The 16,775-nt window shown below is 40.2% G+C and carries 13 protein-coding genes; 2 read left to right on the forward strand and 11 right to left on the reverse strand.

The features are described from left to right. Positions 1–10: 10 nt before the first annotated feature. From nusB to WC724_01855, 4 genes are all read right to left on the reverse strand, one after another. Positions 11–910 carry a transcription antitermination factor NusB gene (nusB, locus tag WC724_01840; GenBank protein MFA6077741.1) on the reverse strand — a complete coding sequence of 300 codons (900 nt, stop codon included), beginning with the start codon at positions 908–910 and terminating at the stop codon, positions 11–13. 59 nt (positions 911–969) lie between these two features. Then, the gene (gene rpmF, locus WC724_01845) at positions 970–1,197 is read right to left on the reverse strand and encodes a 50S ribosomal protein L32 (GenBank protein MFA6077742.1); all 228 of its coding nucleotides are present in this window, start codon (positions 1,195–1,197) and stop codon (positions 970–972) included. Between the two features lie 267 nt (positions 1,198–1,464). Further along, complete coding sequence (locus WC724_01850; protein ID MFA6077743.1) at positions 1,465–1,611, reverse strand: hypothetical protein; 147 nt, start codon at positions 1,609–1,611, stop codon at positions 1,465–1,467. Between the two features lie 208 nt (positions 1,612–1,819). Further along, complete coding sequence (locus tag WC724_01855) at positions 1,820–2,434, reverse strand: ribonuclease HII (GenBank protein ID MFA6077744.1); 615 nt, start codon at positions 2,432–2,434, stop codon at positions 1,820–1,822. 57 nt (positions 2,435–2,491) lie between these two features. Here WC724_01855 and WC724_01860 point away from each other — a divergent pair, with 57 nt between their 5' ends. Both WC724_01860 and thrS read left to right on the forward strand, forming a co-directional pair. Then, the gene (locus WC724_01860) at positions 2,492–5,680 is read left to right on the forward strand and encodes a DNA polymerase III subunit alpha (GenBank protein MFA6077745.1); all 3,189 of its coding nucleotides are present in this window, start codon (positions 2,492–2,494) and stop codon (positions 5,678–5,680) included. A 45-nt stretch (positions 5,681–5,725) separates the two neighbouring features. After that, entirely contained in the window at positions 5,726–7,465 is a 1,740-nt protein-coding gene (gene thrS, locus WC724_01865) for a threonine--tRNA ligase (GenBank protein MFA6077746.1), read from the forward strand. A gap of 139 nt (positions 7,466–7,604) precedes the next feature. Here the strand turns inward: thrS and WC724_01870 are convergent, their stop codons facing one another. The 7 genes from WC724_01870 to WC724_01900 form a co-directional block, all read right to left on the reverse strand. Beyond that, entirely contained in the window at positions 7,605–9,653 is a 2,049-nt protein-coding gene (locus tag WC724_01870; protein MFA6077747.1) for a DNA topoisomerase subunit B, read from the reverse strand. Positions 9,654–9,753: 100 nt separating this feature from the next. After that, a complete protein-coding gene (locus WC724_01875; protein MFA6077748.1) occupies positions 9,754–10,311 on the reverse strand; it encodes a C39 family peptidase in 558 nt (185 codons plus the stop codon). 16 nt (positions 10,312–10,327) lie between these two features. Then, positions 10,328–12,673, reverse strand: coding sequence for a phenylalanine--tRNA ligase beta subunit-related protein (locus WC724_01880; GenBank protein MFA6077749.1), 2,346 nt, complete (start codon positions 12,671–12,673; stop codon positions 10,328–10,330). A 2-nt stretch (positions 12,674–12,675) separates the two neighbouring features. Beyond that, entirely contained in the window at positions 12,676–13,452 is a 777-nt protein-coding gene (gene pheS / locus WC724_01885) for a phenylalanine--tRNA ligase subunit alpha (protein MFA6077750.1), read from the reverse strand. Positions 13,453–13,494: 42 nt separating this feature from the next. After that, on the reverse strand, positions 13,495–14,433 hold the full coding sequence (locus WC724_01890) for a PEGA domain-containing protein (GenBank protein ID MFA6077751.1): 939 nt from the start codon (positions 14,431–14,433) through the stop codon (positions 13,495–13,497). Positions 14,434–14,435: 2 nt separating this feature from the next. Next, positions 14,436–16,043 (reverse strand): glycosyltransferase family 2 protein, encoded by a 1,608-nt coding sequence (locus WC724_01895; protein MFA6077752.1) that lies wholly within the window; start codon positions 16,041–16,043, stop codon positions 14,436–14,438. 139 nt (positions 16,044–16,182) lie between these two features. Then, positions 16,183–16,764, reverse strand: a complete 582-nt coding sequence (locus WC724_01900) for a class F sortase (GenBank protein MFA6077753.1) — start codon at positions 16,762–16,764, stop codon at positions 16,183–16,185. Positions 16,765–16,775 lie beyond the last annotated feature (11 nt).

Consider the following 16,775-nt stretch of genomic DNA (forward strand, 5'->3'; position numbering starts at 1 on the left):
TACCGCACACCTATTTCTTTAACAGAATTCCAATGGCTTTTGTGATGATTGGCACAATATCATCATATAGGTTCAAACTTGGAACCTCTGTCACTGGAAACCAGCGCGAATCATCAAGCCCGCCAGTCTTCTCTGTTGTAAGCGTCACTATAGGCGATTCAACAAGGTAATAGCAAACCTGCTTACGTAGCCTACCTTTTTCTGGATCAGTTGCAAGGTACTCATTGTCACCAATCTTTTCTTTGACAGTGACGGTAATTCCAAGCTCCTCCTGTGTTTTTCGATTGACGGCCTCTTCATCTGTCTCGCCTTCTTGTAGGTGCCCTTTGGCCAAAGTCCAATGTCCAAAAATGTCGTGCACAAAAGCAAGCTGTAAAATACCGCCACCCCAGCCGTATACAATCGCGCCGACTAACTTATCAATAGGAAGTTTTTCAATCTCCTCTGGATCCCTACTATGCTTACTTTTACTAACATCATCTTTGCCGGGCTCACCAAGTTCTTTGTAGACGGCACCCAAAACTCCGTTCACAAACCTGCCACTATTATCTCCACCGAAAGATTTTGCTAATTCAATTGCTTCGTTGATAGCAACCTTTGGTGGAACCTCAAGTCTATCTGCAAAAAGAAGCTCAAAGAGCCCTAGTCTTAAAATATTTCTATCAACAGCTGCAATGCGGTCAATCGGCCAAGCTGGAGCTGCTTTTTCAATAATGTCGTCGAGAGTTTTTGTACGAGCTGCGACATTCACCACAAGTGTACGCATAAACTCTGCATCACTTGCACCTGGGGCAAATTCCTCAATATTACGTTTTAAAATATCTTCAAGAGTGTTTTCTGGCTTACCATTAAAATCCCACTCAAAGAGCGTTTGGAGAACTATTGACCTTGAAAGGTGCCGGTTAGCCATTTGAAGAACTTATAGCTTATATTCGCCGTTTGGCGGATTAGCTTTTAATTTTAAACGTATTACTTTTTAGCAGCTGAAGCTGCTTTCGCCTTTTTCTCTTTTTTCAATATCTTCTTAGTCACATCAAGAACTTGCCTTCCACGGTAAGTACCGCAGTTAGGACATGCCCGATGGGTAAGGTGTGGTGCCGAGCACTTCTCACACTTAGATAAAGAACCCTCCACTAAAGCGTGGTGGGAACGGCGATTGCGGGTGTGTGCCCGCGTATGTCTCATTCGTACAACCATAACTTGCGTAGTATTACAAAAATGCCATAAAAAGTAAAGGCGGGCTGAAATCAATCAGCCCGCCTTGTTTTTTCACAATTTCCCTATACCAGAAAACGCTCAATCGCCCTTGTTCACGTATTCGCGCCCCATCATGACGATTGCGACAAGGAACAGCCCTGAGATGAGGAGACCAAAGAGTGTTCCCGGCCAAAGAAAAAAAGGGAAAACGGCGCCCACAATTGCTACTGCGAGACGAAATTTCATATATTACCCTTTAGTTTAGTGTTATGAATTGCTCGTGCCATCGCGCGCCATCATGACGATTGCGACAAGGAACAGCCCCGACAAAAGAACTCCCAGAAACACCTGTGGCGGAACAAAGACTGAACCAATCCCGCCAACAGCTATTGCCACATCAGTTACCATTTTCATCAAAATCCCCTAAACTTGAAACGACAAAATATCAATAATCGCTAGCGCAATTTATACCACTATTTAATACCCGCGTCAAATAAAATATTTTTTGCTTTTGCCCCTAAAAACGCGCATAAAACTTTGCTAAGTTTTTGCTATGCTCGCGCCGTCGCGCTGCTCAATGTTTTTAACAGCAAAAGCTTTGGACTTAAAGAGAAGAAAAACTTTAGCTTTTCAGAAAACTTTGGCGGTGGATTTTGGTTGTTCCATATTTCTTGATAGCAAAATAGTGCGCTTTTGTACCATATCCCTTATGTGTTTGAAATCCATATCGTGGGAATTTTTTAGCGTATCGCACCATCAACTTATCGCGAGTTACTTTGGCGACAACTGAAGCAATTGAAATAATCTGTATTAAATCGTCACCGTGAATTATGGTTTTTTGATTTTTATATTCTTTCCCCGCCTTCAATCCCCCATCAAGAAATATGTGTGCTTGCTCTGGTTTAACCTTAAGATTTGAAAGAGATTTGTTTAAGGCGGTTTGTATAGAAAAAACTATTCCTTTTTTATCTATAATTGATGAGCTCACAAAAGAAACTGAAAATTTTATCTCGCCTTCCTTTTGTGCTAGTTTTATTTTCTTAAACCATTCTTCCCTCTTTTTTTCTGAAAGTTTCTTAGAATCGCGAATTCCTTTAAATTCTTTTTTAAGTCTTAAACCATAAATTGCCGAATTAATGGCAACAGCACCGACAGCTACTGGTCCAGCCAACGGCCCTCGCCCCACCTCATCAACGCCGACAATCCATTTGTGCTTTTTAACCACGATTTTCTTCATATCCACATGATAGCAGAGTCCCTGTTTGCCTCTGCTATAATAGGCGGAACATAAATCATGGAGAAAAATTTCGTTCATCTTCATACGCATTCCCACTACTCTCTCTTAGACGGGCTCACCAAAGTAGATGCCATGGTAAAACGGGCACAAGAGCTTAAAATGCCCGCCCTCGCTCTGACCGACCACGGCAATATGTATGGAGCAATAGAATTCTATAAACTCTGCAAAACACACGGAGTAAAACCCATTATTGGCGTTGAGGCATACATCGCCGAGCGAACACGTTTTGATAAAGAGCCAAACGTTGATTCAAAGCGCTATCACCTCACCCTTCTCGCCAAAAACGTAACTGGTTATAAAAATCTTTTGAAACTTGTGAGTAAGGCAAACCTTGAGGGTTATTACTACAAACCGAGAATGGACAAGGATTTGCTACGAGAACACAGCGAGGGAATCATTTGTCTTTCTGGTTGTTTTGGTGGTGAGCTTTCTCGTGCCCTCTCTGCACACAATGACGAAAAAGCACGTGCAATAATCGCCGAGTATCAAGATATTTTTGGTAAAGAAAATTATTTCCTTGAAATAATGGCTCACGTAAAAATGGATGGGGCGAAAGAAGTCCGCGATAAAATTGTTGCGCTTGGTCGTGAACTAAATATTCCTCTTGTTGCTACTCACGATTCGCACTATTTAGACGAAGACGACCACAAAGCCCACGACACACTTCTTGCAGTACAAACCGGCTCAGATACCACCGACGCCAATCGCCTCACGTTCGGCAACGACAACTTCTCTTTAATAGACGCAAAAAAAGCATATGAACTTTTTAAAGATATTCCCGATGCTGTAGAAAACACCCTCAAAATAGCCGATATGTGCGACATTGAAATTGAACTTGGTAAGTGGGTTTTCCCTGACATTAAACTCCCCGAAAGAAGTGCTGACTACGACGAAGAATTAAAAAGTTTAACTTACGAAGGAATAGTTAGGCGTGAACTTGAAAAAACTACGGAAGTTGTTGAACGTATTGAGTACGAACTAAAAATTATTAAGGACAAAGGCTATGCTCCTTATTTCTTGGTTGTTGCAGATCTTCTGCGCTTTGCGGCGGAGAACAAAATCTTCACAAACATCAGAGGGTCTGTTGCAGGTTCCATTGTTACGTACCTGACTGGTATTACCAAGGTTAATCCACTTGAATACAAACTCCCCTTTGAACGATTCTTAAACCCAGAACGTCCTTCTGCTCCCGATATCGATATGGACTTCGCCGACAATCGTCGCGACGAGATGATTGAGTATGTAAAACAAAAATATGGAGCTGATAAAGTTGCTCAAATTGGAACATTCGGAACAATGATGGCTCGTGGCGCTGTGCGTGATGTGGCAAGAGCGCTTGGGCATCCTTACGCAACGGGAGACCGTCTATCAAAACTAATCCCGATGGGTTCACAGGGTTTCCCAATGACAATTGAAAATGCTCTCAAGATGACCCCAGAACTTAAGACTATTTATAAAAACGAAAAAGATTCAAAGGAAATTATAGACTTGGCAAAAAAACTTGAAGGGTGCGTGAGACACGTCTCTGTGCATGCCGCTGGTGTTGTTATTTCCCCTACCCCACTCACCGATTTTACTCCACTACAGTTTGACCCTAAGGGTGGAAAAATTATCACCCAGTACGATATGTATGTCGTTGAGGATGTTGGTCTTCTAAAGTTCGACTTTCTTGGAATTAGAAACCTTTCAATTCTAGGAAGAGCTGTCGACTTGGTAAAAAAACTCTACGACGAAGACGTCGATATTGAACGCATTCCCTTAGATGACAAATTGACATTTGAACTTTTGGCACGAGGCGAGACCGAAGGCTTGTTTCAATTAAACGGCGACGGAATGACCCGCTATTTGAAGGAACTTAAGCCAACAACAATTCACGACATTAATGCTATGGTCGCACTTTATCGCCCAGGGCCGATGATTTCTATCCCCGACTACATTGCCCGCAAACGTAACCCATCTTTAATCAAATACCCAGACCCACGACTAAAAGAGATATTGAAGGAATCCTATGGTGTTATAGCCTATCAAGACGATGTTCTTCTAACCGCAATTACACTTGCTGGGTATTCTTGGCTTGAAGCCGACAAGCTCCGCAAGGCCATGGGTAAAAAAATTCCAAAAGAAATGGCTGCACAAGAAGAAAAGTTTATTTCTGGTTGTGTCGACAAAGGACTGAAGCCAGAGAAAGCTCTTGAAATTTGGAAGCTTATTGAGCCGTTCGCAGCGTATGGGTTCAACAAAGCCCATGCAGCAAGCTATGGTCGTGTTTCCTATCAAACCGCATACATGAAGGCTCATTACCCTGCTCCTTATATGGCCGCTATTTTATCCGCCGAATCTGGAGACGTTGATAAGGTTGCTGAAATAATTACTGAATGTAAGCACATGAACATAAACGTCTTACCTCCAGATGTAAATGAAAGTTTTGGCGATTTCACTGTTGTAAAAAACGAAGAAGGAAAAGAAGAAATTCGCTTTGGTTTGATTTCAACAAAAAATCTTGGTGTTGATATCGCAGAGGCAATCATTACTGAACGTAAGCAAAACGGAAAATACACATCATTTGCAGATTTTCTAATGCGAGTTAAACACAAAAACTTAAACAAAAAATCTCTTGAAGCTCTAGTTAAATCTGGAAGTATGGATAAGCTCGGAGAACGTGGTCAATTGCTAGCAAACACGGAAGAAGCGTTAGAGTTTGCTCACGCGGCAAGCCACATAGACACCGCGCAAGATTCACTTTTTGGAGGAATGGCAGAAGCCCCGCTTGCAACAATCAATCTGAAGCCATCTGAGCCAGCAAAGAAAAGCGACATGTTGGCGTGGGAAAAAGAACTGCTTGGACTTTATGTTTCCGGACATCCACTTGATCCATGGAAAGAAAAATTAAATGGGCGTGAAATGACAGTAGAGAAATTAAAAGCCACATACAAAGAAGGAATGCTCGCCGTTGTTGCTGGAATCATTGAGGAATCAAAAGAAGTGATAACAAAAACAAACGACCGAATGGCATTCCTAAAAATATCAGATTTTACTGGAACAATGGAAGCGGTTGTGTTCCCAAAACTATACAAAGATGTAAAAGATTTTTGTGTCTCAGATAAATGCGTAATTGCTCGCGGGCGTATATCAAAAAGAAACGACGAAACGAGCTTAATCATAGAAGAGCTAAAAGAGCTCAAGTAGAAGCCCCTGTTTGGTAAAATCAATAAAATTGCTATTATTGCCCTTATGACAGAAGAACAATTACAAAGCCTAAGACATTCGCTCGCCCACCTTTTGGCAGCAGCAATTAAAGAGCTTTATCCTGACGCATTACCAGCAATCGGACCTGCCATTGAAAATGGCTTCTATTATGACTTTGAGTTCAAAACTCCGATAAGCGACGCGGATCTTCCAAATATAGAAAATGAGATGCGCAAGATTTTAAAAGACTGGAGCGAGTTTTCTCCACACGAAGTTAGTAAAGACGAAGCACGTGAGGCTTTTTCGGGAAACCCATATAAACTTGAGTTGATCAATGAGATCGTAGAGCGTGGTGAAAAACTAACCCTTTACGCATCAGGTAATTTCACCGACCTTTGTCGTGGTGGACACGTTGATGATGCAAAAAAAATACACGCTGACGCATTTGCTCTCACCCATACAGCTGGTGCCTATTGGCGTGGAAATGAAAAAAATAAAATGCTGACTCGTATCTATGGTCTCGCCTTTGCAAAAAAAGACGCACTTGATTCATATCTTGTAATGCAAGAGGAGGCCAAAAAACGCGATCACCGTAAACTCGGTAAAGAACTTGAGCTCTTCACCTTGATTGAAGAAGTTGGTCAGGGCCTTCCTTTGTTTTACCCAAAAGGAGCAATCCTACGTCGGTTAATTGAAAACTACATAACCGAGGAACAAGAAAAACGTGGGTATTTGCCAATCTGGATTCCTCACATCACAAAAGGAAAGCTGTACGAAATATCAGGGCACTTGGACAAATACGACGCAATGTACAATCCAATGAAAGTTGATGATGTTGACTACTATCTAAAGCCGATGAATTGCCCACACTTCATGATGCTCTACAAGTCGCTTCCTCATTCATACCGCGACTTACCTTTACGCTACACATCAACAACTACAAACTACCGCTACGAAAAATCCGGTGAACTCTCCGGCCTCACAAGAGTGCGCTCCCTCACTCAAGACGATTGCCATGTCTTCTGCGAAAGCACCCAGATACAAGACGAAATAAGGACAATGGTTGAAATGATTGGCGAAACATATAAGGCTTTTGGTTTTAATGATTTTTGGGTTCGCATTTCACTTCGTGATTCTAAAAATAAAGGAAAATATCTTGGGGACGATTCTGTTTGGGAAGAAGCAGAGAACGCACTACGTTCTGTCATTTCTAAAACAGGATGGAAATACAAAGAAGCAGAAAACGAAGCCGCCTTTTATGGGCCTAAACTTGATTTTATGTTTAAGGATGTTCTAGGACGTGAATGGCAACTATCAACAATACAACTTGATTTTAATCTTCCTAAAAAATTTGAACTTGAATACACGGACAAGGAAGGTAAGAAATCCCAACCAGTCGTTATCCACCGCGCAATTTTGGGTTCAACCGAGCGTTTTATGGGAATTTTAATCGAACACTACGGCGGTGCATTTCCAACGTGGCTCTCCCCTGTCCAAGCAATAATTGTCCCAATTGGAGAAAATCAAATTGACTACGCCAAAAATATTGCGAGTTTAATGAGAGAATCCGGTATTAGAATCGAAATTGATTTAAGCAACGAAACACTCGGAAAGAAGATACGTAATGCCAAAACAAGCAAAACCCCTTATTTCTTAGTGATTGGCGACAAAGAGGTGGCAAACAACACTGCAACACTTGAGAGCCGTGATGCTGGTCAGATAGGTGCATTTTCAGTTGAAGAAATAATTCAAAAACTACAAGCCCAAATAAAGGATAAGAGTTAAAATATTTTAAATTGGGTTTTATTTTTTCTTAAACTAACCCCATTTTATTTTTTAAAATATTACGGAGCGCGACGGCGTGAGTATAGAAATCCGCCAGCAGGCGGATATTCGCGTTTTTAAAAATAAAAAGAAAAAGAAGCTACACGTCCAAATTGGCCATCTTAGCGTTCGACTGAATGAATGATTTTCGTGACGGCACATCAGAACCCATGAGAGTCACGAACACCTTCTCTGCATCCTCAGCATCATCAACGGTAACTTGCTTTAAGACACGTTTTTCTGGATCCATTGTTGTCTCCCACAACTCCTCTGGGTTCATTTCTCCAAGACCTTTATATCTTTGAATGGAAACCTTCGCTTCGCGCTTCTTTGTTTTTTCTTCAACTTCTTCTTCGGTTTCTACGTCACCTTCTTCTGTAATTTCTTCAATCTCCTCTAGGGAAACATCTTTACCAACTATCTTTATTTTCTCAGCATCAGAGTATGCGTATTTTATATCTTTCCCTTTCTTAATTTTATAAAGAGGTGGCTGAGCAATATACAAAAATCCACCATCAATAACTGGCTTAAAGTATCTAAAGAAAAGAGTTAGCAAAAGTGTACGGATATGGGCACCGTCAACGTCGGCATCTGTTGCGATTATTATTTTGTGATAGCGAAGTTTTGATAAATCAAAAGTATCACCAATCGCTGTACCCATTGCTATAACAAGCGCCCTGATTTCATTTGAAGTGAGCATTTTGTCTATACGAGAACGCTCTACGTTCAAAATCTTTCCTTTAAGTGGCAAAATTGCTTGCGTGCGACGGTCACGGCCCTGTTTCGAAGAACCACCCGCCGAGTCTCCCTCAACGATAAATATTTCTGCCTCCTCAGCATTTCTGGTCTGACAATCAGCGAGCTTACCAGGTAAAGTCATTCCCTCAAGAGCACCCTTACGAAGCACGCTGTCCTTTGCGGCTTTTGCAGCCTTACGAGCTTTAAGAGCGAGCAAAACTTTATTCAAAATATCGCGAGCGTCATCAGGATTCTCCTCTAGAAAATAGTTGAATGCCTCGCCAAAAACAGAAGCCACCGCACCTTGCGCCTCCACGCTACCCAATTTACCCTTTGTTTGCCCTTCAAACTGAATTTCACGCAACTTAACAGAGATAACAGCGGTTATTCCTTCCAAAACATCTTCACCAGTGAGATTTTCTTCTTTCTCTTTGATTATGTTGTTTTTTCGTCCGTATGTGTTTAATACGCGAGTAAGAGCGGTCTTAAAACCAGTGACGTGAGTTCCACCCTCTACGTTGTAAGTATTGTTTGCGTATGGAATTATTTTTGGAGTTATGTCATCAACATACTGAAGCGCCACCTCAACTTGTACTCCGTCTGCCTCTTTCTCAACATAAAAAATATTCTTATGTATCGGCTTTTGTGTCTGGTTATGAAATTTGACCAAAGAGAGCAGTCCTCCCTCAAAGTAGAAACTCATTGATGGCACCTCAAGACCAAGTTCAGAAAAATAAAACACATTGCTGTCATCAATTTTCCCTTCATACATGCGAGCATCAATAACACCGATGCGAAGACCCTTCACTAAGTAGGCCTGACCGCGCATGTGATTAACAACCGTGTTCCATTCAAATTTTATTTCTTTAAAAATTTCTTGATCAGGTTCAAATGTAACGATGGTTCCGTTTAGTTTTGATGTACCAAATTTTTTAACTGCAGCCTTTTTAACACCTTGTTTGTATTCCTGAAAATGTTTTGCTCCATCACGATGCACTTCAACTTTTGCATAAAGAGAAAGGGCGTTTACAACTGAGGCCCCAACACCGTGCAAACCTCCAGAAACTTTGTATCCTTCACCACCAAACTTACCCCCAGCGTGAAGTGTGGTCATAACAGTCTCGAGCGCAGATACTTTTGTTTTCTTGTGAATCTCGACTGGAATACCGCGACCGTTATCTGCCACGCGGATACGGTTACCAGGGAGTAAAACAATTTCAATATGATCGGCAAAACCACCCATCGCTTCGTCGCGTGAGTTATCAAAAATTTCCCAAATTAGATGATGTAGTCCATCAATACCGGTCGTACCGATATACATTCCAGGGCGCTTTCGTACCGGTTCGAGCCCCTCTAAGACTGTAATATCTTGAGCGTCGTAGTGATGTCCGTTTCCTTTCTTTTCAGCCATATTTTAAGGGTTAAATCAAAAAAGCGCCTTCGCTTTGTTAGAGAAAGTATAGCAGAAAACGACCCAAAACGAAAGCTTTTTTACGAGAAAATATAGTGAATTATGGCTTGAAAAATATAGCCATTCTGCGCCAATCATGCTTAAAGGATTTGATATCAACAAACAGGTCTTTACCTTGCTCTTTTGATAAAGATTCAGGCTCATTAAAGTAAAACCCCGTAAGTTGTCCTTTCCTCTCTGGAAACTCAATTCCATCATTTTCTTCGTAGCCAGTTAGGACAACCATGTGGAACTTTGTCTGACCAAGCGTATATTTCGAAACAGAAACAATCACGGGTCGCCCATCTTTGAGTTCATCGTGTATTTTTTGTAATCCCAAAATTTCTCCTATCTTCTCCCCCCTTTCAGAATTTAAACCATATTCCTTGGCGGTCTTCACAAAGTAATCATGGAACCAGCCAGATGGTCCATACCCACCATCTTTCTTTCCCCTTTCACACATCTCTAAAAGTGGTGGAGTTTTTTTACTATCAACCTTCGAAGAAAGGTGATAATCAAGAACCATTTTCAAACACACCATTCCACAAGCCCGTGGCATCCAATAAGGATCGTTGTTTACATCCAGAAATTGTGAGTAATATGGAACGTTTAATTTCATTAGAATATTATTTTTATTAACGCACCGTCCAGTTATCTTTACTGTTTAGCACCCTTGTCACTCGATTCATAATTTCATCAAGCTCTACATCACTTAATGTTTTTTCTTCGGAAAGAAAGACGAGATGAAATGCATATGAAATCTTTCCATTTTTTTCAAATCTATCAAACAAATCTATTCGCACAAGCAATTCCCCTGCCTCTTTTTTAATAACCCCTAGAACTTCCTCTTCGCTTACTCCGCCCCCCACAAACACAGCAATATCACGAAGCGCGAACGGATAAGGGGAAACATTTTTATAATTTACCGCCGGCAAAGAAATCTTTGTTGGAACATTATCGCTTGTTGGTTCAGATAATTTTGCAATAAACGCATCAAAGTCTAGCTCAACAATGCATGGCTTTTCGTTAACTATGAAATTATCGACGATACTAACTCCGAGGGATTCTTCTATTTCTGCGATAATACTTTTTGCCTCACCAACAAAACTACTCTTCTTTATTCCATCATCAATTGCAAAAGATAATTTCCTAACCTCTGTGTTCTTTGTAAACACATTGCCAAATTCAAAAATCTTAATTACTTTTTGCCCAAGAAGAGGAGCATTGTGAATGTTTAATTTAAGAGATTCTTCAATCCCCGAAGCAATATTTGAACGTAGTTTTTCTTTATCATCGGCAAGCCCTTTTACGATTGCGACCTCACCTTTATTGCCAAAAGTGTAAGTCATTACCTCAGAAAACTCGCGAGCAAGTAGTATTTCGCGAATTTTGTTCTCATAATACATACGCTTATGAATTGCTCCGGTATGAGAAAGCTTTGGTAGGCTTGGCACAAGTTTGTCATAACCCAAAATACGCCCTATTTCTTCGGCCACGTCTTCTTTAATACGGATATCTAAACGTTCAGAAGGAACATTTATCACATATCGTTCTTCGCTTAAGTCGTCTACCACCCTTCCGTATCCAACTATTTTTCTTGTTGTCGAAAATTCTTCGATTGTTTCTATTATAACTTTTCCATGTACTCTTGTAGAGTGAACAATCTTCCCGTCTCCAAGATACATACCAACATGATCAACTCCGCTAGGAACTTTCTCCCCTTTCAAGAAATCCACTGATTCAAAATAAATTTTTCCCTCGCCTGAATTAGCAAACACTAAATCTCCGAACCTTAACTCTTCTAAAGTTACTTTTTTTGAAAAAACGTATTTATCGACAGAAATACTTGGCATCCAAATACCTTTGTATAAATAACTAATCAAGGAAGAGCAGTTAAAAGCAGAAGGTGCGTCTTCGCGCATAATTGAAGGATTTTTGTATGGCACCCCGACAACAGCTTTATATGTTCCTGTTATGTAGTCCTGTGGAATTATTTTTTCAAAAGAAAAAGAAAGACGCTTCAATGTACTTTCTATATCACTATCAGTATATGTAGTTCCTAAAATCAGGTTGAGTTCCGGAAGCGAAATTCCGACATAATATTCTGTATCTTTGCGTGGATATACATCAACGACTTCGCTTGCCATTACTTCACCACAAATTTCTTTAATTAAATTCGCTGTCATATAAAGACCTTCTTCCACAAGTGAGTTCGCAATACCGTTTTCAAAGCGCTTAGATGCATCAGTTCGAAGGTCATATTTTTGTGCTGTTTGGCGAATTAAACTTGGATTAAAGTTGGCACTCTCAAGAACAACACTAGTCGTGTCTTTGCTTATACCGCTATACTTACCGCCTTTTATGCCAGCAAGGCCGAGTACTTTTTCGTCATCAGCAATTACAAGAGTCTCTCCATCGAGGTTCAAGGTCTTTTCATCAAGCGTAGTAAACACCTCCCCGTTCTTAGCAAAACGAGTACAGAGCGCACCCTTAATACTTCGTGTGTCATACGCATGCATCGGCTTATTAAGCGCAAATTGCACGTAATTAGTGGCATCAACTATGTTGTTGATACTTCGCTGTCCAATCGCCTCAAGACGCGATTTTAGCCATTCTGGGCTGTCGCCAACAAACACACCGTCAATACGCATACTCATAAATCGTGTACAAAACTTTGCATCACCAATTGCGACAATGGGAGCAACTACTGAATCGCCCAAAAAATTATTGTCTTTTTGAACACGCTCGTCTTCTTTAAAAGTGAGGCTCAAGTCCGCACAGATTTCGCGTGCCAAACCACGATGCCCTAATGCGTCGTGCGCACGGTTTGGAAGAATTTTAATATCGTAAACTGTATCGTTCGGCAAAGAAATTACCTCCTCTACTTCAAACGACTTTTTGTTTAAAGTATCAGCAATAACAACATCACTTGGAAGAGTTTCAATAATATAATCTTGTAGCCATTGTTTAGAGAATTTCATATCTAAAATTGATTCACTACCCGAAGATCGCCATTGTATAAAAGTCTCACATCATCAATGCCATATTTGAGCATTACCATACGGTCGATACCACAACCGAAAGCAAAACCACGATATTCCCTCGGATTAATTCCACCCGCTTCAAGTACTCGTGGATGTACCATTCCTGCTCCACCTATTTCTATCCACCCTGTTTGCTTGCAAATATTGCATCCGCCCCCCTTACACTTAAAACATTGCATATCAAATTCGTTACCGGGCTCAACAAACGGAAAGTACGACGAGCGTAATCTAATTACGATATCTGTCTCAAAAAAATCTGAGAAAAGTTTTTGCATAACCCCCACCATCATTGAAAGCGATGTGTCTTTGCCAACATAAAATCCTTCTATTTGAAAAAACTGAGCCTCGTGAGTCGCGTCTGTCGCCTCGTTGCGAAATACTTTTCCTGGACACCCGATAGCCAATGGAAACTCGCGACCTTCTGCGACATGTTTCTCCATCGCGCGAATCTGCATATTACTTGTGTGGGTACGCAAAACATAGCCAACATCTTCGCCATACTTATTTACACCCCTTTTATCTTTAATCCAAAAAGTGTCCTGCATATCCCTAGCAGGATGATCTCCGGGGATATTTAAAGCATCAAAATTATGCCATTCATCTTCAAGCTCTGGCCCATCAACAGTATCGAAGCCCATCCTCGAAAAAATGTCCGAAATACGCATAACAGCTAGCGTTATTGGATGAATGTGGCCACTTTTTTCCGGAGACAACATAGTCCTCTGATTATAGCCAAATGAGGCCCTTAAACAAAGTTTTTATGGTAATTCTAGGCGATAAAATCTACCGTCCACGCCTTTTATAAAATAAGCTCCATTTGAGGCAACGCGAATTTTTGAATCTCGCTCTTTAAAAACCGGGCGTAAATCTGCTTCCCTTGATCCAATATTAAGCTGTAAGGCAACAATCCCAGATGGCCTCTCTATTAAAACAACATCTGTTCGGTCTGGGTAAAATTCAATATTAGAAATTTTTTCCTCACTTTTAAAAATATCAGTTGTCGTTGCTACAGTACTAGTAGAAACACGGAAAAAATATGGGGCATCTAAAACGTTACCAATCCATAAAGCCGAGATTGTATTATTGTTTAAATAAACAGCACTCTTACCTGAAATTAAAATGTCGTCAGTTTCATCAAGATCAAATCTTTTATGAATATCGAGAGACTCTTCAAGCTCTTTTTTTTCTTCTGCTTTAGTTAATTTTCTTTTTTCAAATAAACTTTTAACGGCTAGATATTCTTCCGTACTTGTTGCCACCCTCACGACTTCTTTTGTTGTCGTAGAAGTGCCTTCTTTTAGCTTACCGAACTGCAACACTTCGTCCAATATAAATTTTTCTGGAGCAAGAAATGCGTAATTCTCAGTAACAATTTTGGGGTATACCACAATATTTTTTGCCCAAGGATAATACCCTTCCTTTTTGACCTCAATAAAATAATTACCAATTTTTAAATCCTGAACAAAAAACGACCTAGATAAAAAGCCGAGCGTATCTCCGGCCCTATTGTTTATATATAAAGTAGAACCCGCTGGACTTAAATAAACAGAAACGCCACCTGTTTCAGAAACAATCCCCTCTCCAAAGCGATAGCCTGATGTGTATAAAACCAAAATTGGGGAGGCAATAAAAAACACAGCTATCAGCAAATAAAAAAATCTATTTCTGCTCTTAGTTGAAAGTGGTTTTATTGGCATATTTAAATATTTTTCGTTTTGGCAAAAACTGTTGTTTCTCCTCTGTGTTTTGGTGTTACCCAAAAACCCATATAACGACCAAACATCAATCTGGTCTGAGCATCAAGTCCTGGTATGGCACCAAAAATGGTGATAGTAACTGGAACCAAAACCCATTGAATAATCATAAAAAAATTATCTCGCCATGTTCTATTTGACGGACGCGGTGGCAAAAAAGAATAAGAAATCGCGGCGGTAAGAAAAAGACCAAGCATTGAGATAATCATCAAGTTCCTTGTCATGATTGGAAGATTATAAGAAAGAACAGTTTGGTTAAAGATGCTCCCACCTATTATAACTGGTAACCAGCCAAGTAAAAATATAATTAGCGGGTTTGTTGAAAGAGACCAATAGCCTTCAAGCTGGACCAAAGAAATTCTTATTTTTTGCAATAATGGAATTCTTTTATTTTTTAAAAAATTCATCAAAATATAAGGAACATTTTCTGATCCATATGCCCAACGTCTGTGTTGCTTGTACACATTCTTCATTGTTTGCCATAAACTTGAGTCGAGATTTGCATCCATCGAAACAGGATAAGCGATTGAAACTATTTCATAGTTTCCATCGTGTGCCATTAAAAGATTCCAGAAAATTCTTGAATCTTCAGAAACCATATTCTTCTGCCAATACCCCACCTCATAAAGAGTTTTAAAAGAAACAGCGTGAGAAGAAAAAGTGACAAGCTTTTCTGGTCTTTCTTGTTGAATCATCTGCCAGAAAGTAGAAGACATGGCAGCGACGCGTGATGGCGCTGGGGCATCCCAAATATTGTTGTTATATAAAGGTACTGGCTGAAATGAAGATTGATATGGTTTTTCGCAAGTTAAAAAGTGCCAAGTAAGACAGGTAAAATAATCAGGATAAACTACCGTGTCACTATCAAAAGCAGAAACTAAAACATCTTCGTATGCAATATTTTTCGCATCCAAAATGAGCTTTCTGGCTTCTTCTGCCATATAAGAAATATTTGAACCTTTACCAGCCATCTCTCCGGGAATACCATCTCTATGTACAGTCAAAAGAACGTCAAAAAACTTTTCTTTATATTTTGAAAGTATTGCTTCTCCGCGTAGAATTGCATCTTCCCCGGCCCTTTTTTCTGCTCCTAATACAACGATTATTTTCTTCAAATCATATTTTGATTCAGCAAGTTTTTCGATTGTATTATTAAGCACGTGTTCGCTTTCGTCGTAGTACGGTAAAACAACCAAGTGGTAGATATGCTCATACTTAAGATTCTCAAGCATTGAAGACCAGTCTACTTTTAGATTATGCTTTATACGCTTCCAATTATGGCGAAGGTGATAAGAGAGATGTGCTGTTTTCAAAACCCAATACACATCAAAAGCAATTATGAACATTGCGGCAATAGTCGGAGCAAAAATAGACAATAATATTATTGTAATAATCGTCCCCCAAGCCATAAGGCCAGGAATCATTTCGAGAAACCGGTACAAACGATAATCCCCCAAAGAAAGATCAGTGGCGCGGCCCACATGAAAATAAGGAGTACTTATTGACTCCTTATTCACCCAAGAAATATTATGTTTTTTATCTTCTCCTTCCATAAAGTTGTGCTGGTACAAAATACCGAATTTCATGCATCGGTTACGACACTGGGTGTCTCCTAGGCATTACTCGAGCCTACTTTATCAAAAATTCACCACCAACGAAAGCCCCGGAAAACACTCCCCAAAAGGTCGGTATTTAAACCTTATCAGCAAAAACAACAAGGCGATTGGAGTAGCTCTGCATCGTTTTATCCCATACGCCCTCGCAAGTAATCAGATTGAGATGCGCCTTTCCATCATTTGAACTAAATACATTTGGAGCAACTTCTTTCTCGTCGTATATCCGAATCTCACGCACCTCGAAAACAACACTGTTCCCCTTTCCATCCTCGACATAGATCTTGTCTCCCTTTTTTAGTCTGTTCAGATCGTCAAAGACTGCAGGAATATTGTTTTTCCAACCAAAGTGTCCTGTAATAACCGCTGTTCCCTCTTCTCCCGGGCGTGGTCCAATTTTAAGCCACCCCGCGATGTCAGGCACTTTCGGTGTATCCATTACACCGTCTATAGCAATTCCTACTTCTTCAACAGACGCATCAACTTCAATGGCTGGAATGCGTAGGTTCATTGGCAACAATTCTGGATATTCAATAAAAGATACCTTGCTGTCACCTGTTGAATTACGTGGTGTAAAGTAAGAATAAAGAACAGCCGAAACAATGAACCCTATAAGAAATACTATTGCGAGTGTTTGATTTGAAGAGATTTTTGATTTCATAAACTTGAGAG

The sequence above is a fragment of the Candidatus Paceibacterota bacterium genome, assembly GCA_041661305.1.
In the GTDB taxonomy this organism is placed as follows: domain Bacteria; phylum Patescibacteriota; class Minisyncoccia; order Phycocordibacterales; family VMEP01; genus VMEP01.